The organism is Natrinema versiforme JCM 10478, from assembly GCF_000337195.1.
GTDB lineage: Archaea > Halobacteriota > Halobacteria > Halobacteriales > Natrialbaceae > Natrinema > Natrinema versiforme.
The window spans coordinates 127811-152845 of the sequence record NZ_AOID01000051.1 but is presented as its reverse complement, the minus strand read 5'-3'; the positions used below and the strand labels follow the sequence as shown (position 1 = coordinate 152845).

Annotated in this window: 22 protein-coding genes; 11 read left to right on the top strand and 11 right to left on the bottom strand. The window is 66.0% G+C overall.

Translation table 11 applies throughout. The features are described from left to right. The first annotated feature begins 230 nt into the window (after positions 1-230). Both C489_RS17120 and mce read left to right on the top strand, forming a co-directional pair. Positions 231-2483, top strand: coding sequence for a PQQ-dependent sugar dehydrogenase (locus C489_RS17120; protein ID WP_006432597.1), 2253 nt, complete (start codon positions 231-233; stop codon positions 2481-2483). 120 nt (positions 2484-2603) lie between these two features. Further along, entirely contained in the window at positions 2604-2987 is a 384-nt protein-coding gene (gene mce / locus C489_RS17115) for a methylmalonyl-CoA epimerase (protein ID WP_006432596.1), read from the top strand. A 45-nt stretch (positions 2988-3032) separates the two neighbouring features. Here the strand turns inward: mce and C489_RS17110 are convergent, their stop codons facing one another. Then, positions 3033-3992, bottom strand: a complete 960-nt coding sequence (locus tag C489_RS17110) for a hypothetical protein (RefSeq protein WP_006432595.1) — start codon at positions 3990-3992, stop codon at positions 3033-3035. A gap of 135 nt (positions 3993-4127) precedes the next feature. Between C489_RS17110 and C489_RS17105 the strand changes: the two genes are divergently transcribed. Continuing rightward, a complete protein-coding gene (locus C489_RS17105; RefSeq protein ID WP_006432594.1) occupies positions 4128-4607 on the top strand; it encodes a DoxX family protein in 480 nt (159 codons plus the stop codon). Between the two features lie 60 nt (positions 4608-4667). On the opposite strand, the gene C489_RS17100 is transcribed toward C489_RS17105, so the two are convergent. Next, positions 4668-5306: a ferredoxin--NADP reductase gene (locus C489_RS17100; protein ID WP_006432593.1), complete on the bottom strand. Its 639-nt coding sequence runs from the start codon at positions 5304-5306 to the stop codon at positions 4668-4670. A gap of 273 nt (positions 5307-5579) precedes the next feature. On the opposite strand from C489_RS17100, the gene C489_RS17095 reads away from it, so the two are divergent. Beyond that, on the top strand, positions 5580-7334 hold the full coding sequence (locus C489_RS17095; protein ID WP_006432592.1) for a 2-oxoacid:acceptor oxidoreductase subunit alpha: 1755 nt from the start codon (positions 5580-5582) through the stop codon (positions 7332-7334). Next, positions 7334-8197: a 2-oxoacid:ferredoxin oxidoreductase subunit beta gene (locus C489_RS17090; protein ID WP_006432591.1), complete on the top strand. Its 864-nt coding sequence runs from the start codon at positions 7334-7336 to the stop codon at positions 8195-8197. Before C489_RS17095 ends, C489_RS17090 begins: the two co-directional genes overlap by 1 nt. A 148-nt stretch (positions 8198-8345) precedes the next feature. Here the strand turns inward: C489_RS17090 and C489_RS17085 are convergent, their stop codons facing one another. Further along, positions 8346-9014, bottom strand: coding sequence for a DUF6517 family protein (locus C489_RS17085; protein WP_006432590.1), 669 nt, complete (start codon positions 9012-9014; stop codon positions 8346-8348). Positions 9015-9155: 141 nt separating this feature from the next. Here C489_RS17085 and C489_RS17080 point away from each other — a divergent pair, with 141 nt between their 5' ends. Further along, positions 9156-10277, top strand: coding sequence for a pyridoxal phosphate-dependent aminotransferase (locus tag C489_RS17080; protein ID WP_006432589.1), 1122 nt, complete (start codon positions 9156-9158; stop codon positions 10275-10277). A gap of 593 nt (positions 10278-10870) precedes the next feature. Here C489_RS17080 and C489_RS17075 read toward each other — a convergent pair. Then, the gene (locus C489_RS17075) at positions 10871-11437 is read right to left on the bottom strand and encodes a type 1 glutamine amidotransferase domain-containing protein (protein ID WP_006432588.1); all 567 of its coding nucleotides are present in this window, start codon (positions 11435-11437) and stop codon (positions 10871-10873) included. Between the two features lie 165 nt (positions 11438-11602). Between C489_RS17075 and C489_RS17070 the strand changes: the two genes are divergently transcribed. Next, positions 11603-12568 carry an NADPH:quinone reductase gene (locus tag C489_RS17070; RefSeq protein ID WP_006432587.1) on the top strand — a complete coding sequence of 322 codons (966 nt, stop codon included), beginning with the start codon at positions 11603-11605 and terminating at the stop codon, positions 12566-12568. 109 nt (positions 12569-12677) lie between these two features. Here C489_RS17070 and C489_RS17065 read toward each other — a convergent pair whose 3' ends face one another. After that, positions 12678-13070, bottom strand: a complete 393-nt coding sequence (locus C489_RS17065) for a DUF7344 domain-containing protein (RefSeq protein WP_006432586.1) — start codon at positions 13068-13070, stop codon at positions 12678-12680. 129 nt (positions 13071-13199) lie between these two features. Beyond that, a complete protein-coding gene (locus C489_RS17060) occupies positions 13200-14207 on the bottom strand; it encodes a TIGR04024 family LLM class F420-dependent oxidoreductase (RefSeq protein WP_006432585.1) in 1008 nt (335 codons plus the stop codon). A 298-nt stretch (positions 14208-14505) separates the two neighbouring features. On the opposite strand from C489_RS17060, the gene C489_RS17055 reads away from it, so the two are divergent. From C489_RS17055 to C489_RS17045, 3 genes are all read left to right on the top strand, one after another. Next, a complete protein-coding gene (locus C489_RS17055) occupies positions 14506-14922 on the top strand; it encodes a hypothetical protein (protein WP_006432584.1) in 417 nt (138 codons plus the stop codon). Positions 14923-15111: 189 nt separating this feature from the next. Beyond that, positions 15112-16536: an FAD-binding oxidoreductase gene (locus tag C489_RS17050; protein WP_006432583.1), complete on the top strand. Its 1425-nt coding sequence runs from the start codon at positions 15112-15114 to the stop codon at positions 16534-16536. A 145-nt stretch (positions 16537-16681) separates the two neighbouring features. Continuing rightward, positions 16682-18229, top strand: a complete 1548-nt coding sequence (locus C489_RS17045; RefSeq protein ID WP_006432582.1) for a TrkH family potassium uptake protein — start codon at positions 16682-16684, stop codon at positions 18227-18229. 14 nt (positions 18230-18243) lie between these two features. On the opposite strand, the gene C489_RS17040 is transcribed toward C489_RS17045, so the two are convergent. Further along, positions 18244-20082 carry a sensor histidine kinase gene (locus tag C489_RS17040; RefSeq protein ID WP_006432580.1) on the bottom strand — a complete coding sequence of 613 codons (1839 nt, stop codon included), beginning with the start codon at positions 20080-20082 and terminating at the stop codon, positions 18244-18246. A gap of 188 nt (positions 20083-20270) precedes the next feature. Next, complete coding sequence (locus C489_RS17035; RefSeq protein ID WP_006432579.1) at positions 20271-21962, bottom strand: thiamine pyrophosphate-binding protein; 1692 nt, start codon at positions 21960-21962, stop codon at positions 20271-20273. A 128-nt stretch (positions 21963-22090) separates the two neighbouring features. Between C489_RS17035 and C489_RS17030 the strand changes: the two genes are divergently transcribed. Then, entirely contained in the window at positions 22091-22951 is an 861-nt protein-coding gene (locus C489_RS17030) for a UbiA family prenyltransferase (RefSeq protein WP_006432578.1), read from the top strand. A 42-nt stretch (positions 22952-22993) separates the two neighbouring features. Here C489_RS17030 and C489_RS17025 read toward each other — a convergent pair whose 3' ends face one another. From C489_RS17025 to C489_RS17015, 3 genes are all read right to left on the bottom strand, one after another. Continuing rightward, entirely contained in the window at positions 22994-23245 is a 252-nt protein-coding gene (locus C489_RS17025; RefSeq protein WP_006432577.1) for a hypothetical protein, read from the bottom strand. Positions 23246-23396: 151 nt separating this feature from the next. After that, complete coding sequence (locus C489_RS17020; protein WP_006432576.1) at positions 23397-23672, bottom strand: amphi-Trp domain-containing protein; 276 nt, start codon at positions 23670-23672, stop codon at positions 23397-23399. A 178-nt stretch (positions 23673-23850) separates the two neighbouring features. Further along, on the bottom strand, positions 23851-25032 hold the full coding sequence (locus C489_RS17015) for a redox-regulated ATPase YchF (protein WP_006432575.1): 1182 nt from the start codon (positions 25030-25032) through the stop codon (positions 23851-23853). Between the last annotated feature and the right edge of the window lie 3 nt (positions 25033-25035).

Below are 25035 nucleotides of genomic sequence, written 5' to 3'. Positions count from 1 at the left end.
TGGAAATGACGGATCGGCCTGGCTGCTCCCGAACGGCGGCGGCCGTCGATCGCCGGACCGTTCGGTACTGATGAACAGCATGTTAGCGTCGCGTAATATTGTTATGCGTCCCGAGTAAGATCGTTTTACGGTCGCCGCCTTCGTTCGGTTTGTGGACAAGCCACTGTTGAGCGGAGAACTCGAGGGAACGGTCGGTTCCGTTTATTCTCGTCTCACCCGACGGCGCTGTCGTGAGCGATAATCCGACCGAGCGATCGACACCCGTATCGAACGCGACCGAGAGTAATCGAGCGACGTCGCGGCGGCGCGTCCTTCAGGCGGCCGCGGCGGTGGGCGGCGTCGCCGGACTGAGCGGCCTCGGCCTCGCACAGTTCGACTCCCAATCGATCGAACTCGGCGGCGAGGTCAGCGGTTGGCAGGGCGTCGCACCCGAGCCGATCGCGGACGAGACGAACCCGACGCTGGAACTCGAGGAAGGAACCACGTACGAACTCACGTGGGAGAACTTAGACGGCTCCCCGCACAACGTCGTCATCGAGAGCGAGGACGGCGAGGAACTCGAGTCGACCGAGATCATGAGTTCGCAGGGCGAGACCCAGACGCTCGAGTTCGAGGCGACGAGCGAGATGTCGACGTACTACTGTGCGCCCCACCGGCCCTCGATGAACGGCGACATCGAAGTCAGTAGTGGCAGCGATGGCGGAGAGCAGGCGGCCGGCGGGATGGACGGGTTCTTCGAGTCCGGAACGGAGATCGGCGTCCAGACGATCGCGGAAGGCATGACCGGGCCGACGGACATGGCGGTCGCCGACCAAGAGCAAGGGGAGTACTTGGTCGCCGACCAGACCGGCGAGTTGTGGCTCGTTACCGAGGACGGGTTACAGGACGAGCCGTTCCTCGACGTCAGCGATCGGATGGTCGAACTCGGGACCTTCGAGGGCGGCTACGCGGATCAGAACCAAGACTACGACGAGCGGGGACTGCTCGGCGTAGAGCCCCATCCGGACTTCGCGGAGAACGGACGGCTGTTCGTCCACTACAGCGCGCCGCCGAACGACGAGACGCCCGACGGCTGGAGTCACGTCGAGGTCGTCTCGGAGTTTCAGGCCAGCGACGACATGAGCAGTGCGGACCCCGAGTCCGAACGGGTTCTCATGGAGTTCCAGAAGCCCCAGTACAATCACAACTCGGGGCCGATGGCGTTCGGACCCGACGGCTACCTGTACGTGCCGATGGGCGACGGTGGCGGTGCGAACGACAACATGGAGGGCCACGTCGAGGACTGGTACGACGGCAACGAGGGCGGGAACGGGCAGGACGTCAGCGAGAACCTGCTCGGCAGCGTCCTCCGAGTCGATGTCGATAGCGAGGGCGAGGATCGGCCCTACGGGATTCCCGACGACAATCCGCTCGTCGATTCCGAGGAGGCGGCCCCCGAACACTACGCGTGGGGCTTCCGGAACCCGTTCGGCGTCTCGTTCGACAGCGACGACCGGATGTACGTCGCCGACCTCGGACAGGACCTCTTCGAGGAGGTCGACATCGTCGAGTCCGGCGGCAACTACGGCTGGAACGTCAAGGAAGGGACACACTGTTTCAGTCCGGAGACGCCCGGCCAGCCGCCGGAGGAGTGTCCGAACTCGGCCCCCGACGAGCCGCCCTATGACGGACAGGAGTTCCAGGATCCAATCGTCGAGTATCCACACGTCTACGAGGACCAGATCGTCGGTATCGCGATCGTCGGCGGCCACGTCTACGAGGCCGACGGCGTCCAGGAACTGAACGGCAAGTACATCTTCGGCGACTGGACGGCCGATCCCGCCCGACAGAGCCCGCAAGGCCGACTCCTCGCCGCGACGGAGCCAAGCGGTGGCGCGCAGGAGGCAGCCGGCAACGGTGGCGGTAACCAGACCGAAGGGATGTCGCCGGAGGGGCAGGACGTCCCCGAGAACGCGACCGAGGACACGCAGGACGAGCCGATCGCCGACAACGAGACCGGCGACGCGAACGTGACCGCCGGCGAAGGCGGCATCGAGGACGAAGGCTTCGATAACGAGACCGAGGCGGCCAACGAAACGGGAATGGCTAATGAGACGGACGCGGCCAACGAAACGGCTGGCGACGACATGAGCATGGCCCAGAACGGTGGCGGTCTGGAGGTTCCCCGAGACGAACTCTGGGACATGGAGGAGCTACAGGTCGCCGGCACTGAGGACGGCTCGTTCCCCTACTTCGTCCGGCAGTTCGGCCAGGATTCCGACGGCAACGTCTACATCCTCGCGAACCAGGCGGGCGTCCCCGAAGGCGACACGGGCGCGGTCATGCAGATCGTCCCGCCGGGCGAGGGCGACTCCCTGTCGGCGCCTGGCGAGATGGAGATGGGCGGTGACGGCGAGGGCAACGAAACCGCCGGTAACGAAACCGACGCGAACGAGACGGCGACCGAGATGAACGAGACCAACGAGACCGCCGACGACGCCTGACGACTCGAGCAACGAGCGCGGACTCGAGACTTCTTTTTCCGATGCTGTCGCGAGGGGCCGACAGCGGTGCCTCACGAAAAATCACAACAATAACACGGCCGTCGGTCCGAGTAGGGGCCGATGCACTTCGATCACGCCGGCATCGCGACCGACGACGCACAGGACCTCGCGGCGCTGTACGGCGACCTCTTCGGCCTCGAGGTGGCCCACGAGGAGGAGTTCGACGGCATGCGCGTCGTCTTCCTCGACTGCGGCGACGGCTACTTCGAACTGCTCGAGCCGCTCGAGGAGGGGACGATTTCGCGCTATCTCGAGGACAACGGGGCGGGGGTCCACCACCTCGCGCTCGCGACGGACGACCTCGAGGCGGCCCTCGAGACGGTCCGCGGCCACGACGTGACGCTGATCGACGAGGAGCCGCGACCGGGCGCGTGGGGTCACTCGGTGGCGTTCCTCCATCCGCGCGATACCGGCGGGATTCTGATCGAACTCGTCGAGCACTGATTCGGGCCGCCGGAACCGCAACGATTTGCTGCCGGGTTTCGATCGTCAGTCCGCCGAATACTCGGCGACGGTAACCCGCTGCTCCTCGTCGCGGTTCCGATGGGTCACGTCGACGCGGTCGGGATAGCGCCCCGCGAGGTCGATCCGTGCCTCGTAGTCGACGACGCCGAGACAGTCGATGCAGTTCTCCGCTCCCTGTTCGCCGACGGCGACGGGCACGGTGAGCACGTCGCGGCGCTCGTCGTACGTCGCGTCCGCGAGCGATACCTCGTGGCAGGGCGTCGGCGTTCCGATCTCGCCGTCGACGATCACGGCTTCGCCCGCGAATTCGACGGTCGCGCCGTCACGGTCGGTCCGGCCCGCACATACCCCCTCGCCGGCCTCGAGCGATGTATCCGTGACTTCGGGGACCGGACAGGGGATCGAGGCCGAGGTCGATTCGGTCTGCACGCCGGTTCCGCTGAGCGAGATGCTCGTTCGCGAGCGGGTACAGTCGAACGGCCGCCGATCGACGCCGTCGGTCACGGTCGACTGACTCGCGCCGCCGTCGCTACTCGTGATCACCGTAACCGTGTACGACCGCGGCTCGACGAGGACGAGGTGGTGCGTTTCGCCCGCCGCGATGTCGAGATCGCGCTCGAGCAACGCGTCATCGCCTCGGTCGTCGTTTCCGTCGTCACTGTCACCTCTGCTGTCGTCTTCACTCCCATCGCCGCCGTCAGTCGTGATCTCGACGGAGACCGTGCGGTCCGTCTCTCCCTCGTTCCGGAACTCGAGTTCGTGTGGCGGGTGCGCGGCGGGGAACGGCACCTCCTCGGGGTCGCCGACGACGATCGACTCGTCCGCTTCCGATCCAGTGTCTTGGCCCGTTCCGCTGCTCGAGTCGGCGGACTCGTCGTCGGCGGCTGGGCGTTCGGACTGGAGCCGTTCGAACGTCGAACCCGTACAGCCGGCCAGTCCACAGATCGCACCGGTCGTGCCGGCGAGGAGGTCGCGTCGGCGCATACACCATCCCACCACGATGAGGGATAAACACCTTTGTCACAGTTTCTAACCTGTTATTTCCCGCGATTGTCACTGCTCGAGAGACACGCAAATGTCACGGCCGTACTGAAACCCGTCGCGGGCCTACGCCGCCGTATGCGTAGCTCCTTCCAGCGCGAGACGCGACAGGACAGACAGGACAGCGCGGGCGGAACGCTCCATCGAACGGCGACTGACGAGGACTCGATCGCCTCGAGCGGGCCGTTCCGACTCGGACGGGTTCTGTTCGGTGCCGTCCTCGCGTTCATGGCGGTGGACAACCTCCGGAACCTCGAGGAGCGGGTCCAGTACGCCGAGTCGAAGAACGCGCCGATGCCGTCGCTGTCGGTGCCGGCGACGAGCGGCGGGCTCCTGTTCGGCGGGATCGGCGTGGCGCTGTGGCGGGTCCCCGCCGCGTCGGCCGCCGCGGTCGCGGCCTTTTTCGTCGGCGCGACACCGCTGATGCACGACTTCTGGTCGGTCGACGATCCCGAACTGCGACAACAGGAATTCTTCCACTTCGCGAAGAACGCCGCGCTGCTGGGGGCGGCGCTCGCGTTCGTGAAACTGGGACTGTCCGAGGATCCTCGAGAGTAAGAGCGAGTCCGTCCTCGCCGACTCGAGCCCGGCCCGATAGCGGGGCCGCCGGCAGCGCCGTCAGCCGAAGTTCTCGATCAGCGCGTCGTCGGCGTCGCCGCCGTCATCCTCGATCGCGTCGGCGACGGCCGTGACGAAGCCGTCGAAGCCGAAGGCGTACAGCTGGCCGTCCTCGCGGTGGGTCGCGATCGCGTCCGCCAGTTCGTCGTCCGCATCCCCATCGACGAAGACGACCGTCGCACCCGCGTCCGCGAGCGCCTCGAGGCGCTCGGTGTGGGCCGGCTCGTCAGCCTGATAGATCACGACGGCGTCGTGTCCCGCGTCGTGGGCCGCTTCGGCGATCGCGACGGCGGGGCCGACCCCCGGGCCGCCGGCGACCGCGACGACGTCGTCCTCGCCCTCGTAGGTGATCCGACCGAACGGGCCGTCGACGTGGACGGTTTCGCCGCCCTCGAGGGCCGCGAGCCACGGCGAGAGGTCGCCGTCGGGATCGATGCCTACGGTGAGTTCGAACGTTTCACCGACCGACGGCGACGAGAGCGTGTAGTGACGAGAGAGAACCTCATCGTCCGGTGCCGCTCGGAGCAAGACGAACTGTCCCGGCAAGGCATCGAACCCGTCGGGCGTCGCGAGCTCGAGCGTAACGGTATCGGGGCCGACTTCGCTGACTGATTCGACGGTGACTGGCGTCCCTTCCATGTCGAATTCGTTCGGCGGCTGATTGAAAAGGCGTTCCGTTCCGCTACCGGGGACGGGTCGGCTTTCGTACCTATTCGGAAAGCCGAACGGTAACTCGGAAGTCAGTTACAAATTCTCCGCATCACCGTTTCTTTCTGGTAATACCACCACCTCCGCAATTAGTAACGACTAATCGTCGTGTTTGCCTCTGCCGAATATATCAGTCGTCGTCTCAATCGGCCGGTTGGGGTTTCAGAAGCCTTTTCATTTATGGGGGGTAAGGCTCAGGACAACATGGCTGAGGACCTCAACTGGGCGGTCGGAGGCGAGGCCGGGGACGGCATCGACTCCACGGGTAAGATCTTCGCTCAGGCACTCGCTCGAGCCGGACGACACGTATTCACCTCCAAAGACTTCGCGTCCCGAATCCGCGGCGGGTACACGGCCTACAAGATTCGGACCTCCGTCGACAAGGTCCAGAGCGTCGTCGACCGACTCGACATCCTGGTCGCGCTCACTCAGCGAACGATCGACGAGAACTTGGACGAACTCCACGAGGGCAGCGCCATCATCTACGACGGCGAGCGCTCGTGGGACGCCGAGATTCCCGAGGAGATGACGGCGGTTGACGTCCCGCTGAAGTCGCTGGCCGAGGAGGCCGGCGGCGCGATCATGCGCAACATCGTCGCGCTCGGTGCCGCGTGTGAGATCACCGGTTTCGACGTCGAGTACCTCGACGAGGCACTCGAGAAGCGATTCGGCGGCAAGGGCTCGAAGATCGTCGAGAACAACAAGGAAGCCGCCCGCGCGGGACAGGAATACGTCCAGGAGAACTACGACCTGGACCGCCTCGGCTATAACATCGACACGACGGACAACGATTACGTCCTCCTCAACGGGAACGAGGCGATCGGGATGGGCGCGCTCGCGGCCGGCTGTCGCTTCTACGCCGGCTATCCGATCACGCCCGCGACGTCGATCATGGAGTATCTGACCGAACGGATCGAGGACTACGGCGGCCACGTCGTCCAGGCCGAAGACGAGCTGTCGGCGATCAACATGGCACTTGGCGGCGCACGCGCTGGTGCTCGAGCCATGACCGCGACATCCGGCGCTGGGATCGACCTGATGACCGAAACCTTTGGACTGGTCGCGACCAGCGAGACGCCGCTGGTTATCGCCGACGTCCAGCGCTCGGGTCCCTCCACGGGGATGCCGACGAAACAGGAACAGGGCGACCTCAATATGGCCCTGTACGGCGGCCACGGCGAGGTCCCGCGGTTCGTCGTCGCCCCTACCTCGATCACCGAGTGTTTCTGGAAGACGGTCGAGGCCTTCAACCTCGCCGAGAAGTACCAGACGCCGGTCTTCCTGGTCTCGGATCTGGCGATGTCGGTCACCGAGCAGACGTTCCCGCCGGAAGCCTTCGACATGGACGAAGTCGAGATCGACCGCGGCAAACTCGTCGACGAAGACGAGGTCGACGAGTGGCTCGACGCACAGGGTCACTTCCGCGCCCACGCCGTCACCGAAGACGGCGTCAGCCCGCGTGCCATCCCCGGCACGACCGACGCCGCCCACATGTCCACCGGCCTCGAGCACGACGAGCTCGGCCGCCGAACCGAGGAAGAAGACGAGCGCGTCCACCAGGTCGACAAGCGAAACCGCAAGGTCGAGACCGCACGAGAGAACGAGGACTGGGACTACCGCGAGTTCGGTGACCCGGACGCAGACAACCTTATCATCTCGTGGGGGTCGAACGAGGGGGCGCTCATCGAAGCGCTCGATTACCTCAAGGACGACGGGATCGACGTTCGCGTCATCTCGGTGCCCTATATCTTCCCGCGGCCGGACCTGACCGAGGAGATCGAGGCCGCCGAGGAGACGGTCGTCGTCGAGTGTAACGCGACCGGGCAGTTCGCCGACGTGATCGAACACGACGTACTTACCCGTGTGAAACGCATTAACAAGTACACGGGCGTTCGATTCAAGGCAGACGAACTCGCAGACGACATTAGTAACAAACTCGCCGAAGAGGTGCCAGCATAATGAGCTCCGACGTACGATTTACCGACTTCAAGTCCGACAAGCAGCCAACGTGGTGTCCCGGATGCGGCGACTTCGGGACGATGAACGGCATGATGAAAGCCCTCGCGAACACCGGCAACGATCCCGACAACACCTTCGTGGTGGCCGGGATCGGCTGTTCCGGCAAGATCGGGACCTACATGCACAGCTACGCGCTGCATGGAGTCCACGGTCGCGCCCTGCCGGTCGGTACGGGTGTCAAGATGGCCCGTCCCGACGTTGAGGTCATGGTCGCCGGCGGCGACGGTGACGGCTACTCGATCGGTGCCGGTCACTTCGTCCACGCCGTCCGCCGGAACGTCGACATGACCTACGTCGTCATGGACAACCGCATCTACGGCCTGACGAAGGGCCAGGCCTCGCCAACCTCGCGCTCGGACTTCGAGACCAGCACGACCCCCGAAGGTCCCAAGCAGCCGCCGGTCAACCCGCTCGCACTGGCACTCGCCTCCGGGGCGTCCTTCATCGCGCAGTCGTTCAGTTCCGACGCGATGCGCCACGCTGAGATCGTCCAGGAAGCCATCGAGCACGACGGCTTCGGCTTCGTCAACGTCTTCAGTCCGTGTGTCACGTTCAACGACGTCGACACCTACGACTACTTCCGCGACAGCCTCGTCGACCTCGAGGAGGAGGGCCACGACCCGACCGACTACGAGGCCGCCAAGGAAGTCATCCTCGACGCCGACAAGGAGTATCAAGGCGTGTTGTATCAGGACGAAAACTCCGTGCCGTACCACGAACAGCACGGCGTGACCGAGGACATGTCCGAGATTCCCGACGGCGCACCCGAGGACGCGATGGATCTCGTTCGCGAGTTCTACTAACGCCGCTTCGCCGTTCCGCCGTTCGATCCGTCCCTTCTTTCGGCTGGTCTCTCGGATTGAGAGTCGCTGCACTGGGCAAGACGCCTTCGAGAGAACAGAACCGTTCGTCGTCACTACCGACTCGAGACGACGGCGCGCAGGGGACAGGTTAGCTATCGACCGGGTGCTCGACGGACTCCATCAGCACCTCGACGTTCGCGGATTCCTTCGTGTTCATCTTGGGGAGGGTCCCGAGCAAGACGAGCAGATCGTCCTCGTGATCGAACGACGTGATCTTGATCTCGATATCGATCGGCTCGCCCGCGAGTTCCGATTCGCCGATGAACACGTCGGTTTCGCGTGCCCCGTCCAGAATCGAGAGTTCGAACGACTCCTCGTGTTGGATGTTACGGATCTCGCCGCGCTCGCCGTCGATCTGGTTCAGGAACTCCGCGAGCAGTTCCTCGTTCGACATGTCGTCGAGCGGGTTGACCGAGCGGCCGGCGACCTCCATTCCCGGGATCGAGACGGCCGCGAAGGCGCTGCCTTCGCGCTCTTGACCCCTGTATTCGAGTTGCTTGGAGTAGACCGAGGTCCAGATCGACGCCTCCACGTCGCGTTCGATGCCGGCGGGGAGTTCGACGGTGCGATCGATCGTCTCCTCGGTGACCTCTTTCTCGTCGTAGCCGGTCTCCTCGAGGGCTCCGTCGGTGGGTGCGACGCGGTCGGAATCGAACTCGAGCGGTCCGTTGCCGAGCACGAAGTCGAGACAGCCCGCTGTCAGTGCGATCGTCCCGGTCGCGCCCGCGGCGAGCAGCGATCGTCGAGATGTCGTCATTACCCCAAAACTCGAGAGGAAGGGCATATTCCTTGTGGCACTGTTAGTCTCGTAGACAAGAGTCTCACGGCTTCTGATAGCGGATTGACGCGACTGGCGAACACATCAAGAGTTATCGGGGTCGGCAACCCCGGTGTAGCCATGACCGAATTCGCACGCCGAGTCGAGCAGGTGTCGATCAGCGGCATCCGGGAAGTGTTCGAGGCCGCGGGCGACGACGCGATCAACCTCGGGCTCGGACAGCCCGACTTCCCGACGCCGGCCCACGCTCGCCGCGGCGCGATCGAAGCGATCGAGTCCGGGCGGGCCGACGCCTACACCTCCAACAAGGGAATCCGTCAGCTCCGAGAGGCGATTGCGGCGAAGTACGACCGCGACTACGACCTCGAGGTCGACCCCGAAGACGTGATCGCCACGTCCGGCGGCAGCGAGGCGTTGCACCTCGCGCTCGAAGCCCACGTCGATCCCGGCGAGGAAGTCATCTTCCCGGACCCCGGTTTCGTCTCCTACGACGCGTTGACTCACATCGCCGACGGCACGCCGAAGCCGGTCGGGCTCCGGGAGGACCTCACCCTTGACCCGGCAACAGTCGAGGAGAACATCACCGAGGACACGGCGGCGTTCATCGTCAACAGTCCCGCGAACCCGACGGGCGCAGTCCAGAGCGAGGCCGACATGCGCGAGTTCGCCCGCATCGCGGACGAACACGATGTCCTCTGTATCTCCGACGAGGTCTACGAACATATCGTCTTCGAGGGCGAGCACCACTCGCCGCTGAAATTCGCCGAGACGGACAACGTGGTCGTCGTCAGCGCCTGCTCGAAGACCTACTCGATGACCGGCTGGCGGCTCGGCTGGGTCCTCGGCTCCAATCGCCGCATCGAGCGCATGCTCCGGGTCCATCAGTACGGCCAGGCCTGTGCTTCCGCGCCCGCGCAGTTCGCCGCCGAGGCCGCGCTGACCGGTCCCCAAGAGCCGGTCCAGGAAATGGTCGAGACGTTCGAACAGCGCCGTGATCTCGTACTCGACGGGCTGACCGATGCCGGCCTCGAGGTGCCAACTCCCGAAGGTGCCTTCTACGCGATGCCGAAGGTCCCCGACGGCTGGTGTGACGAAGTCCTCGAGCGAGGCGTCGTTGTCGTCCCCGGCGATGCCTTCGGCACGAACGGCGAGGGCTACGCGCGCCTGTCGTACGCGACCGGGACGGAGGAGTTGAAGGACGCGCTCGAGATCATGGCCGACGCGACGCAAGCGGTTCGATAGGACTCGACACGAGGTCGTTCGGTATTCGGACGTTCCGCTGACTGTTACTGCAGATTTCGGCGATCTCAGTATTGCTCCGATCAATCACTTACCATGCGGTGGCGCGCGCTATGGGCCGTCCGAGCGTAAGCGAGGACGGCCGATGATGCCGTGCGAGGTCTTCGCGAACCCGTGAGCGAATGGCCCGGAAGTCGCGACGCGTCTTCCGGTGGATGAGCGAACGAACGCTGTGAGTGAGTGAATCGGTTGGGGAGGACGTGGCGATTCCCTGTTGCCACGGTAGCAGGACACTTGATCCACACATCCCACCGGAATCCACTGCACCATTCTCAGCTGAACTGATCGATGTAGAGTGACGAGAATACTACGGAGTGCCCTCCCATTCTGGCGGCACGGAGTCTCCTCGTCCTCCCCAACCGATTGCGGTCCTCGCTCCCACGGGTCGCTGCGGTCCTCATCCCTCGCACGGCATCATCAGCCGACCTCGCTAGCGCTCGGTCAGCTGACAGCGCGCGCCACCGTCTGTCGACTGCTCAATCGAGACTGTTCCGTTACCATCCAACACTGCATGCCATTACAGATGTCCGTGGGCGTTAGCGCTGTGCTGACGCAAACTCGTCGACGATCGTTTCACAGAACGCCTCGAGGTCCCCCGGATTCCGACTCGTCACCAGTCCGTCGTCGACGACGACTGCCTCGTCGACCCATTCACCGCCGGCGTTGCGGACGTCGGTCTGCAGGCTGTGGTAGGACGTTAGCTGCCGTCCGTCGACCACGTCGGCCTCGATCAGCGTCCACGGCCCGTGACAGATCACGCCCGCCGGCTTGCCGGCCTCGAGGTGCTGTCCTAGGAGTTCGATGCCGGCCTCGTTCGTCCGGAGCGTGTCCGCGCCGACGGTCCCGCCTGGAACGATCAGCGCGTCGTAGTCGTCTACTGAAACGTCCTCGAAGGAGTTCTCGATTTCGTAGCTGTCGCTCTCCTCGAGGTCGTTGTTTACGGTCTGGGCCTCGCCGGGCTCGTCGCCGAGCACGTCGACGGTCGCGCCGGCGTCGGTGACGGTCGCCTTCGGCTCGGTGAACTCTACTTCTTCGGTGCCCTCCGCGGCGAGGAAGATGCCGACTGTGGTGTTCTCGAGCGGCTGCTGATCTGATTCGCTCATATCGACAGGAGGAGGCTCGTGCAGACAAGGATTGCACTTGCTGGTGCAACAGCGGACAGCGGAAGCCGGAATTGCGATGTGACGGGTGGGTGTCGCCTGCAGTGTGGTGTCCGCCCTGCCGTCACGTATACCATTTTACGGTCCCGCTGCGTGCCATCGAGTAGGATGCGAGCTGTACGCCTTCACGAGCACGGCGACGCGGACGTACTGCAGGTAGACGAAATCGACCGGCCGGACCCGGCCGCGGACGAACTACTGGTCGAAGTGGCTTCGGCCGGCGTCAACCCCGTCGATACCTACTTCCGCGACGGGTCGTACACGCCGGTCGACGTTCCGTTCACTCCCGGCGTCGACATCGCGGGCACCGTCGCCGAGACGGGGGCCGCCGTCGACGGCTTCGAGGCGGGCGACCGCGTCTACGGCACCGGCATCGGGAACGGTTCCTCGCAGGGGGCCTACGCGGAGTACGCGACGGTCCCGACCGACCGCGTCGTCCACCTCCCCGACGGCGCGGACCTGACCGAGGCCGGCGGCGCGGGCGTCGCCGCCGTCACCGCGTGGCGCGCGCTGGTCGATCACGCCGACCTCGAGCCCGCGGAACACTGTCTGGTCCACGGCGGCTCCGGTGGCGTCGGGCACGCGGCGGTCCAGATCGGGGCCGCCGTGAGCGCGCGAGTCACCACCACCGCCTCCGAGGAGTACCACGACGCGCTCGCCGACTACGGGGCCGAGACGGTACTCGACTACGCGCGCGACGACCTCGCCGACGCCGTCCGCGACGCCTCGGACGGCGGCGTCGATGTGGTACTCGACCACCGACTCGACGACTACCTGCAGTTCGATGCCGACGTTGCCGCGACCGGCGCACGCGTCATCGGCATCGGGGAAAACAGTCCGGATCCCGGTTTCACGAACGACGGTGCCGCCCGCTCGAAGGATGTCTCCTACCAGTTCATGAGCATGTTCAATACGCCGGACCTGCGCGTCCCGCTGCGCGGCGTCGCCCATCTCATGAACGTCGGCAATCTCTCGATCGATGTCGCACAGTCGTACGACCTCGAGGAAGCACCCGAGGCCCAGCGGGCGGTCATGAACGACAGCTTCCTCGGAAAACTCGTGATCGAGCCCTGAGCTGGACGGGAGCGAAGCCGGCCCGCGCCGAGAGATGGGGACTCACGGATGTCGCTGCCCGAAGCTTGGACTGAGCGAGTCTCCGCCGCTCGAGAAATGTGGTTTGCGATCAGCCGGAGGGCCCCTCGATCGCCTCTCGGCGCTCGAGTAGGGTCCGCCCGCGGTCGGTGAGTTCGATCGTCTCCGTCTCGGTATCGTACTCGACGACCTCGGCGTGCTGCAGCTTCGGAATGTGGGTGTGATGGAGCGAGACCTGGACCGTACGGCGGTCCCGCGAGGAGACATCGCCGTGGTCCGAGATCGCGTTCGGATCCGCGCTGGCCTCCTGGGCGGCGATCTCGACTGCCAGTTCCGTGAGCGTGGCGTCGCCGCCGGTCTCTGCGAGGTACTGCAGCGCCGCGCGGCGTCGCTTGTCGGCCAGCAGATCCATCGCCGTATCGACGGCATCGGCGTCCTCGCCGAACGCGGTGAGGCTCTCCGGCGAGCCTAACAGTGGGATCATACCTCCGATAGGGGCCGGAACGTATATATACAACATGTGAGTCCAATCGAAATACCACGCCGCATGTCACGTCGGTGGTGACAGCGGCCGCGGCCCGACGAGCCGACCGCACGAAGCGACGGCGGGCGATCAGGCGAGGTCGGCGACCGCCTCCATCGTCGTCCGCTTGTCGTCTTCGGTCATCCCGTCGACGAAGCCGACCCGAACGGCGTCGACGCCCTCGATCTCGCCGTAGTCTTCGAGCCACTCGCGGGCCTCGTCGGGGGTGCCCGCGAAGGCCAGTTCGTCGAGGACCTCGTCGGGCAGGGCCGCGGCCATCGCGTCGGTGTCCCGGTCGTCCCAGGCGGCCCGGATCTCCTCGACCACGTCGGGGTACCCCTGCTCGGCGACCGAATCGCCGTAGTAGGGGCCGTAGGCACCGAGCATGAACGCGATCGTCCCGCGGGCCTTCTCGCGTGCCGCCTCGCGGTCCTCGCTCGCGACGCCGCGGACGATCGGCGCGACCCGCAGGTCCGACAGGTCCTTGCCGGCGAGTTCGGCACCCCGCTCTAAGTCCTCGAGCCGCTCCCGAAGCCCGTCTTTCGTGAACAGTTGCGGGGCCCAGCCGTCGCCGAAGCGGCCGGCCATCTCGGTGGCCTTGGGGCCGAGGGTGCCGACGTCGATCGGCGGCGGATTCTCCGAGGGGCCGCGCTCGTAACCCAGCCCGGCGATATCGAAGATCTCGCCCTCGTAGGCCGGATTCCCCTCCTCGTAGACGTTTCGCATGATCTCGATCACTTCCCGGGTGCGCCGGAGCGGCCGGTCGAACTCCTGACCGTGCCAGCGCTCCGTGATCGCGGGCGAGCTTGGGCCGATCCCGAACCGGTACCGCCCGTCGGCGGCCGCCTGCATCGTCAGCGCGGTCTGGGCGAGCATCGACGGCGTGCGCCCGTACGGCGAGATCACGTCGTTGGAGATCCCCAGTTCGTCGGTCCGTTCGGCCGCCAGCGTCAGCGGCGGCACGATGTTCCAGCCAGTCGTCTCGCCGACCGTGATCCGGTCGAAGCCCAGTTCCTCGGCCTGGACGGCCCGCTCGGCGACGCCCTGTGGCCGGTCGTAGTCGCCGAGACGCACCAACAGATCCAGTTCGACGGTCACAGTGCTCCCCTCCGCGATCGCCCTCGAGTCGCGCGATAAACTATCATCATCATTGACAGCGTTATGCACTCACATAAAATTGGACCGTTTCCGTCCGTTCGAGCGAACGGCCTCCACACTGACGGTCCCTCGCCGCTTGCGGCCGTCCGCACACGATTGCCGGGTCGCCTCGCGGTGGGCGTTCCCTCGCCGGCAGTAGACTCGTCGACAGCCGAACGGTAGTGGCGACGCTCGCATTCGCTCGTACCCGGGCCCGAAATCGGAACATTATTTTTTACCAACAGTAAATTTGCTGTCTATGTCGGTCTCGAATTCGGACGTCGACGATCGCGTATTTAAAATAATCGGCGGCGGATCGGCGGTGATGAACGCCGTCGCCTTTACCGCCGTGGGGATGACCGCGCTGGATAGTATCGTCTACGGCGCGATCGCGGGCGTCTTCGCGGGTGCTGGGGCGTCGCTGTTCCTCCCGTGGTTTCTCCGCTTTACCGCCGCCCAGAACGAGGTAGACGACGAGTTGGGATTCTCCGAAACCGCCAGTCGCGCGGGCGGCGGTACACGAACGGGTCTGGTTGGTCTCGGGATGGAACTCGGCGGTATCAGCATGCTCGCTACCGGGTTCGCCCTCGACGAACCGGACCCCCTCCTCGGGATCCTCGTCGCCCTCGCGGTCGCGGTCGTCGTTTCGCTCGCGGCGTCCGTAGTATTCGATTGAGCGTGGCGAGTGCGTCCTCGAGTGTCCGCGCCTGACCGTCCTCGAGTGTCTGCTGACGAATCCATTTGGAACGCGCCACCGCGGGGCGTGATCGCACCGTCGCCCGCGGGCCGTCCCGCGTCGCCGCACCCGCGTTCAGCGTGCGAATCAGTGGGAAACGTTGATACTGCCGGTGACTAACGTGGTGGTATGACACACGACTGTTCGTTCCTCGAGGAACTCGACCTCGCGGACGATCAGATCTCGTTCGCCGCCGGGCGACTGGAGTCCCACGCCACCGATTTCGGGACGGAGCGAACCGACGAGGGGATGCTCCCGGACGCCGTCGTCTGGCCCGAGTCCACGGCCGACGTGTCAGCGGTCCTCGCCGCCGCGACCGATCGCGGCGTTCCGGTGACCCCCTATGCCGCGGGCACGGGACTCGAGGGAAACGCGGTTCCGGCCCACGGGGGAATCAGCCTCGATCTCACGCGCATGGACAGCGTGGTCGACTACCGACCCGACGACTTCCAGATCGATGTCGGCCCGGGGATCATCGGCTCGGACGTCGACGAGCACGTCGCCGGTGACGGACTCTTCTTCCCGCCGCTGCCCTCCTCGGGCGATATCTCGACGATCGGCGGGATGATCGCGACGGACGCGAGCGGCATGAAGACGGTCCGCTACGGCGAGATCGCCGACTGGGTGCTCGGTCTCGAGGCGGTGCTCGCCGACGGCACCGTCATCGAGACGGGCTCGCGAGCGAGCAAGACCTCGAGCGGCTACAACCTGACCGACCTCATCGTCGGCAGCGAGGGCACGCTGGCGGTGGTCACCGAAGCCACGCTGGAACTCGCGGGCCGCCCCGAGCAGATCCGCGGCGGCCGGGCGATCTTCGAGACCCTCGACGACGCGGCCGAGGCCGTCTTCGACACGGTCCGGACCGACGTCGGCGTCGCCCGGATCGAACTCGTCGACGGGCTGAGCGCGACGATGGCGAACGACTACCTCGGCAGCGACCTGCCCGACGCGCCGATGGTCTTCCTCGAGTTCCACGCCAACCACGGCGTCGACGAGGAGATCGACCTCTGTCGGACGATCTTCGAGGACCACGATGTCGACCGCTTCGAGATGAGTGATGACGACGCCGAAATGGCGAAGCTCTGGAAAGCGCGCCGGGAGATGGCCTACGCCGTCTCGAGCTACGATCCCGACCTCGAGCCGCTCCATCCCGGCGACGTGACGGTCCCGATCAGTTCCTACCCCGAGGTCGTCCGCGAGACGAAACGGCTCGCCGACGAGTGCGATCTCCTCGTCCCCTGCTACGGCCACGCGGGCGACGGCAACCTCCACTACGGCGTGCTCGCCGACCCCGACGACCCCGAACAGGTCGAGCGCGGGAAGGACCTGTACCGGACGATCGTCGAACTCGCGATCGAGTTGGGCGGGACCGCGACGGGCGAACACGGCATCGGCGAGGGCAAACAGACGTACCTCAAGCCGGAACACGGGGCCGGCGCGGTCGAGACCATGCGGTCGATCAAGCGGGCGCTCGATCCGACCGATACGCTCAATCCGGGGAAGATCTTCCCCGAGACGGCCGACGGCGAGCGGGTCCAGGGACTCGAGCGGTAACTGACCGGGCGCGACTCGGCCATCTCTCCCAGTACTCGCTCGCGGCCGAGACGCAGTTTTTATTGCCAAACGCCGAATGTGTCGGAGATAGCGACCGTTCCGTTAGTGTTGCAGCCGTTCGCTGTCCGACGCATAACTACTACGTATGTCACTCAGGATTCACGTCGACGTTCGATCCAGTTGTAGCCTCCTCGGGACGGTGCTGAAGTATCTCTCCCTGACGCTCCTGTTTCCGACGGTCGTCGCGCTGTACTACCGGGAGTCCCCCCTGCCGTTCCTGGTCGCACTCGCCGTCGCAGTCGCCGTCGGCACGGGACTCGAGCGCCTCGAGACGGACCCCGAACTCGAGCACCGCGAGGCGTTCCTGATGGTCGCGTTGACGTGGCTCGTCGTGCCGGCCGTCGGGATGATCCCGTATCTCGTCGCCGGCACGGGGACGATCGCCGATCCCGTCAACGCGCTGTTCGAGAGCGTGAGCGGCTTTACGACCACCGGCGCGACGGTCATGGGCGAGATTTCCGTCGACACCCACTCGCATTCCGTGATGATGTGGCGACAAGTCACCCAGTGGCTCGGCGGGATGGGCATTCTCGTGCTCATGGTCGCGATCCTCTCGGAGCTCTCCGTCGGTGGGACACAGCTCATCCGGGAGGAATCGCCGGGTATTCAGGTCGAGAAGCTCACGCCGCGGATCAAGCAGACGGCGCGGGCACTCTGGCTGCTCTACGCGTGGTTTACCCTCGCCGCCGTAGTCGTCTACTACGGGCTCCAACTCGTGGGACTCGCCGAGAACATGACGTTTTACAATGCCGTCGCCCACGCGCTTACGACCCTACCGACCGGCGGGTTCTCTCCCGAAGGGCGCAGCATCGAGGCCTTCAAACCGATCGTCCAGTGGGCGGTCATGCCCTTCATGATCGTCGCCGGGGCGAACTTCGCGCTCTACTGGTACGCGTGGCGCGGCCGGCCCGAGCGCCTGACCGGCAACGCCGAGTTCCGGTCGTACCTGCTGTCGATGGGGATCGTCGGCGGCCTCCTCTCCGTGCTGTTGTTCCTCGGCGTCGGCCTCGCGACCGTCCCCGAGGGCGTCGCCGCGATTCCGGGCAGCCTCGAGCGCTCGCTTCGCCACGGGCTTTTCCAGACGCTCGCGATCGTGACCACGACCGGCTACGCCAGCATGGACTTCAACACGTGGAGCGAGTCGGCACAGGCGATCCTCCTCTTCGCGATGTTTCTGGGCGGCTCCGCGGGCTCTGCGGCCGGCTCGATCAAGATCGTCCGCTGGTACGTCGTCGGGAAATCGATCCGGCGCGAACTGTTCAGGACGATCCATCCCCAAGCCGTCCGCCCGGTCCGAATGAGCGGGTCCGGGGACGTCGTCGACGAGGAGACGATCCACAGCATCTTCGTCTTCATGGCGCTCTTCCTGACGCTGTTCGTCGTCTCGACGGTGGTGCTGTTCCTCGACGCCCACCGGACCTCCGGCCTCTCGCTGTCAGCGCTTGAGGCGACGAGCGCCACGATCGCGACGCTCGGAAACGTCGGCCCGGGCGTCGGCGTCGTCGGGCCGATGAACAGCTACGAGTCGTTCTCCGACGCCGCGAAGCTGTACATGGTCTTTCTCATGTGGATCGGTCGGCTGGAAATCCTCTCCGTGCTGGTCATCCTGACGCCGGCGTACTGGCGGTCGTAGCGCCGATTACTCGGTCACTCGCGGTCGTCGGCGGGAGCGGTCGATAGCCGGTCTTCCGACGGTTGGTTCTCCGACGGCCGGTCCGCTGACTCCGGCGGCGACTCGGCACCCGCCACACCGGTGATCTCGAATCTCGCGCCGCCGGTCGCGGCCTCGGTCGCCGTCACGGACCACCCGTGATCGGCACAGATATCCGCGACGATCGAGAGCCCGAGCCCCGTCCCGCGCTCGCTCGTCGTGTACCCCGCCTCGAAGACCGCCGCCGGATCGCCCTCGAATCCGGTCCCCGAATCGGCGACGTAGAACCCGTCCTCGAGCGTCCCGACCGTGACGGTGACCGGCGTCTCATCGCTCGCCCCGCTCCCGTCCGATCGCAGCTCTCGAGCCGGCGATCCGTGATCGATCGCGTTTCGAAACAGGTTCTCGAGCAACTGTCGGAGCTGCGTTCGGTCCGCCTCGACCGGTCGCTCGCCGTCGATCGAAAGGGTCGCCCCGTCGGTTTCGACCGTCGACCACGCTTCGGTCGCGACGTCGGCGAGCGCGACCGGCCGCATCTCGAGTGCGGCCCGCCCCTCCCGAGCGAGCGCGAGGACGTCGTCGATCAGTCGCTCCATCCGCTCGTGGGCGGCTGCGATCGTTTCGACGTGGTCCGGGTCGTACTCCTCCTCGAGCAGTTCGAGATACCCCTTCGAGACCGAAAGCGGGTTCCGCAGGTCGTGGCTGACGACGCTCGCGAACTCGTCTAACTTCCGGTTTTTCCGCTCGAGTTCGCGTTCCCGGCGGACTCGCTCGGTCACGTCGTGGACGACGATGGTCCAGCCCATCGAGCGGCCGCGGCCGTCGTCGATCGGCGCGGCGGCGAGTTCGTAGTGGCACCGATCGCCGCCGTCCGCGAGCGAGAACTGCGCGGCATCGCCGTCGGTCTCGGCGGTCGATTCCTCGCCGCGTTCGTGACGCTCGGCTGCGCCGATCACCGCGTCGAAATCGATCGGCAGGACGGAGTCGATCGGCTCGCCGACGAGTTCGTCGCGGCCGAAGCGAGACCGCGCGACCGGGTTACTGTCGACGATCTGCCGGTTCGAGTCGACGACGAGGACACCGTCCTCGAGGTTCGCGACGACCTCGTTCCTGGCGATCGGCGTGATCTCGAGGAGCCGGTAGCGGTAGAGACCGATCGTCAGCGCGAGGCCGGTGACCGTCAGGCCGATCGGCGTCGTGCCGATGATCTCGAGCGACGACGACGCGACGACGGCCGTCGCCCACGGGACCGCGACCGCGATCAGGACGGCGAGCCCCTGCCAGCGGTGGAGGCGGTTGCTCCGGACGACCAGTTCCAGGACGATAATCGCGGTGGCCGCGAGACAGAGCGTCGCGTACCCGAGGTGGGCGAACAGCCCGAGTGCTGGCGTCGCGGTGGCGACGGTCGCCGGCTGCCCCCACGGGATATCCAGCGCGACCGCCGCCTCGACGGACGTGCCCCACAGGACCCCCGTCCGGTTGTTTACTGCCAACAGGCCGATCATAACGGCCGGCTCGATCGCGAGCAGCCCCAGCCGACGGCGGGTGAGCCACCGATCCCTGCCCGTGTACTCGAGGGCGAACACGAGAAACAGCGTCGGGATGACGGCGGCGGGCAGCCACTGGAGGTCCGCCCAGCGGGCCTTCCAGACGAACGCCGTCGATTCGATCTCGAGGACGTGTGCGCCCAGCCAAACCGCGACGCTCGCCATGAGCGCGGTCAGGGGAACCGAGCCGGCGGCTGGCCGCGACCGCGACGCTGCGACTGCGGTTCCGACGGCGACGACGAATGAGAGTAACAGGACGACGCTGTAGGGGTTGATCACCCAGCCCATCCGTGAATACGTACTCTGCGGAGAGGATATCCAAGTGTCTACCGGCCGCGCGGTGGCGAATCGGCCGGATCGACGGCCGGAATCGCCGAGGGGTCGGCGGCGGTCTCATACGGTTTACTGTACGTCATTTCCGGCGCAACCGCCACCCGGGTGGCGGTTGCGCCGGTAAATCGTTACAGCAATCCGCATCAGTCGTGGACCAACACGTCGAGCACGTCGGGACCGTCGCGTTCGAGGGCGTCTGCGAGACGCTCTTCGATCTCGTCGGGCGTTTCGATGCGTTCGGCACGAGCGCCGTGGCTCTCGGCGTTTTTGACGAGGTCGACGGCGGGGTCGAAGTCCATGCCGACGAAGTCGTAGTCGGCTTCCTCGCCGCCCATGATCTTGAGCGTGTTGTCCTTCAGGATGCGGTAGTTGCGGTTGTCCGAGATGACGACGGTGAGATCCAGATCGTAGCGGGCGGCGCTGTAGATCGAGTGGGGATAGTACTGGTAGGAGCCGTCCCCGATGAAGCCGACCACGTCGCGGGGATCGTCTCGCTGTTCCTCCGCGACGGCGGCACCGACCGCCGCCGGCAGCCCGTAGCCGAGCCCGCCGCCCTTGTTCGACATGTACTGCTCCGGCGCGAGATCCCACCGCACCAGCATGGCGTACTTCGAGGTGACGCCCTCGTCGACGATGGCCGCGTCGCCCGCCACCCGCTCCATGGCGTCGACCAGTTCGGCCTTCGAAGAGCGGGGGTCGTCTGCCCCGTCGCCCTCGCCGTAGCTGGCCATCTGGGCCTCGACAGTTTCCTTGACCTCGGCGACGGCCTCGAGCCGGTCGGCGACGACATCGTCCGAGAGCCGCTGCTGGACTCGCTCGGTGAGCCCCTGTAGGACCAGCCCCGGATCGCCGATCACGGCCGCGTCGGCGGGCTGGTTCTTGCCGACCTGCCAACTGTCGTCGCTCAGGTGGATGCAGGTCGTGTCGGAATCGACCAGCGCCTCCTCGTGGCGGGTCAGCGTCGTGTTCGTCGAACAGCCCGCAAAGAGGATCGTGTCGGTGTCCATCAGCATCGACGCCAAGTCCTCGTTGGTCGGGAGGTAGGAGACCCACTGCTCGTGGTCCGTCGGGAAATCGACTTCACAGGAGAGAATCTCGCCGTGGACGCGAGCCCCCGTCGCTTCCGCGAGTTCGACTGCCGCGGCGACGGCGTCGGCACCCGAGCGGGCGACGTGATCGCCGACGACCAACACCGGGTTGTCCGCATCGACCAGCAGGTCCGTCGCGCGCTCGAGTTGGGCGGGGTCGCCGCTGCCGGCGTTGGGAATCGGGCCGAGCCGTTCGGGTTCGGCGTCGGTTTCGGCGAGCATCACGTCCAGCGGCAGCCCGAGGAAGACCGGGCCGGTCGGCGGCGTCATCGCGACTCGGAACGCCCGCCGGAGCATCGTCGGCAGCGCCGAGACGTCGAGTACCTCGTCGGACCACTTGCAGAACTGCCGGGCCATGTCCGCGAGGCGACCGGAGAGGATCGGCTCCTCGTGGCGGAAGTCCGTGCTGTGATTGCCCGCGGTCACGACCAGCGGCGCGCCGGCGATCTTGGCCGCATAGAGGTTGCCCAGCCCGTGGGCCAGCCCCGGCGCGATGTGGAGGTTCGCCACGCCGACCGGCGTGATCGACTCGTCGTGATGGGCGTGATACCGCCGGCGCTGGGCGTAGCCGCCGGCCATCCCGACGGCGATGTCCTCGTGGAGCCCGAGCCGGTACTCGAGGTCGCTCTCGCCGATCGCGTCGACGATCGGCAGTTCGGTCGTCCCCGGGTTGCCGAAGACGTAGTCGACGCCGTAGGCTTCCAGAGCGTCAGTGAAGAGATCCGCACCGGTGTAACCATCCGTCATGAACCCTCGTGGCACGGCACAACACATCAAATTGTGTGTTTCGGAAGCCACCGGCGGGGTCCCCGATCCGTTCCAGCGCGTGCGGTCCCGGCCCGGGTATTATACAGCAGTTCGTTGTCACTCAAGGCATGCCCCTCGCGAGAGACGGGACGGGTGTCGGCGCGACGGCTCGAGCGCTCCGGTCACAGGTCCATCCCGTCTTCATGACGCCGCCGCTGGCCGCGTCGCTGTTCGGGGCGATCCTCGCGGGGAGCGTCGACCCGCTGCTCGCCGCGGTCCACGTCCTCGCGATGTTCGCGGCGGTCTATACGGCCCACGTGAAAGACGGCTACGTCGATTTCCACGTCCGCGGCGAGGACGACGACCATCCGCTGACCGCGACCGGCTGTCGAGTCGCACTCGCGCTGTCGACGACGACGTTCGCGCTGTGCTGTATCGCCCTCGGAGTGCTCGTCGGCCCGTTCGCGGTCGCGCTGACCATCCCCACGTGGCTGATCGCTTACCACCACGCGCCACAGCTCGATATGAATCCCGTGACGGCGACGACGGGCTACCCGCTCGGTATCGCCCTGTCCGTGCTCGGGGGATTCTACGTGCAGGCCGGGACGATCACCGCCGTACCGCTGGGCTTCGCCGTGGTCTTCCTCGCGCTCCTCTCGGGGATCAAGGTAATCGACGACGCGCAGGACTACGCGTACGACCGGTCGATTCAGAAACGGACCGTCGCGGTGGCGGTCGGCCCCGACCGCGCCTACGGCGTCGCCTACGGGCTGATGGCCGTCGCCTTAGTCGCCGTCACCGCCTTCGCTCTCGCTCGCATCTTCCCGCTGACGGCGCTGCTCGCGGCCGTCGCGTTCGCCGCTGTCGCCGTGATCGCACGGCGGGCGGATCCCGAACTCGCGACCATGTTGCTCATCCGCGGCTCCTACGTCTTCCTCGCCGTGCTCGTGGCCGCCGTTCGATTCGACCCGCTCGCCGCGCTCGTGTGAACGAGGTGGGGGCGTCGACCGCCGCCGAAAATCGAGCCGAGCTTACAGCGATTCCCGGTAGCCACACCGGGGGCAGTACATGCTCCCCGCCTTGATGAGCGTGTAGCTCTCATTACAGCGGCCGCACGGACAGCCCACCGAGACGCCGATTTCGCTCCCGAGCGCGGCGACCGTGTTCTTCAACTGCCGTTGCTGGTACTCGGCCGCCTCGAGGCGGTCGCTCAGGGAGGCCAACTGCGCCGGGATCGTTCGATCTCGCCGGGGCTGTGAAACGCGGGTCGGGTGGGGTGCCATGAGCCGCCTACGTCGCCAGCGACGAAAAACTACTCTCTACCCGACAGCGGCCGTGAAACTACGAAATCCTGTCGGATCGGTTCCGGGCCGAGCCATCGCTGACAGCGGTTCGTCCGGATGCTCGACCGCTCGAGCAGCCGGTCGTCGGTCGCTATTCGGCCTCGGCTTCCGCCGATCCCTCGGAGACGTTCGGCGGTTTCCAGTCCAGCTTGACCGTCACCGTCTCGCGGTTCCCGCGCAGGATCGACGACCGCTCGCGGACGCCGACCTCGTAGGCGATCGACTCCGACGGCCGCAGATCGACCGTCTTGTTCCCCGTTCGAACCGTCGCCGGTCCCTCCCCCTCGAGTTCGTCGGCCAGCGCCCGGAGCTGTTCGGCGGCCTCTTCGCGGGTGACCTCGTCGGCGGCAAGGGTCTTGTCCACCATGGGACGATCAACCACGCTATGCCAAATAAGTCGTCCGCCTAACGACGTATCGGAGGAATATTTGAACGCATTTCTGAATTTGGAGCAGAATATAACTATTTGTTCTAATTCAACTTCGCGTACCGGTTTCCGTCGAGGAGACTCGAGACTGAACGACGAAAACAGCCTCCGGCCGCCGTCACGACGCCGTGCTGACGATCTTGATCACGTCGCCCTCCTCGAGTTCGTACTCCTCGCCGATCTCCCGGTTCGACTTGGCGTTGACCGCGTGCAGGTAGCCGTCGCCGATGTCGGAGTGGACGCTATAGGCGAGATCGACCGGGGTCGAGCCATCAGGCAGCAGGAAGGCGTCGGGGAGGACGTTGCCGCTCCCGTCCGACCACTTCGAGGCGTCCTCGACCGGGTAGGCGGTGAGGTGATCGAGCAGGTCGTAAACCGCGTGGTCGAGCGCCGTCTGGACGCCCGTGCCGTCCCATTCGGCCATCGTGTCCGCCAGTCCCTCGAGGGCCTCGCGCTGGGCGTCGTTGACGTCGTCGCCGATTGCGATCGTCTCGTCGCCGGGATCGTATTCGATGAGGCCGTTGTCGGCGGCCCGGCGGAGCGCGAGTTCGCCCTCCGCGGTGGTCGGGATCACGGGCTTGTCGAGTTCGAGCAGGCGCTCGACGTTCTCCTCGGGTGCCACGTCGATCTTGTTCGCGGCGACGACGATCGGCTTGGTCCGCCGGCGAACGTCGCGTGCGAGCGCCTCGCGGTGTTCGTCCTCCCACTGGATGGGGTCGTCGGGGTAGTCGAGATCACGGAGGGTCATCGCGATCTGTTTCGGAGACGCACCGAAGCCCGAGAGCATGTCCGCCAGCGCCTCGTCGATGTCGAAATCGGGCGAGCGGGACTTTCGCTCGACGGATTCCCAGTTGTTCTCGACGATGCCGGCCAGCCAGAGGTCCATCTCCTCCTCGATGAAGTCGATGTCCTCGAGCGGGTCGTGGTCGCCGATGTCGACGGGTTCGCCCTTCTCGTTGGTACCGCCGGAGGCGTCGACGACGTTGACGATCACGTCCGCGTTCGTGAGTTCGTCGAGGAACTGGTTGCCCAGCCCCTTCCCCTCGTGAGCGCCAGGGACGAGCCCCGCCACGTCGAGCAGTTCGATCGGGACGTAGCGCTTGCCGTCCTCGCAGTTGTCCGCGTTACAGCGCTCGTCGCGCTCGAGGCAGGGACAGTCGGTCCGGACGTAACTCACTCCGCGGTTGGCGTCGATCGTCGTGAACGGATAGTTGGCGACGTCTACCTCCGCCATGGTCGCCGCCGTGTAGAACGTGGACTTGCCGGCGTTCGGTTTCCCGGCAAGTGCGATCGAAAGCATGCC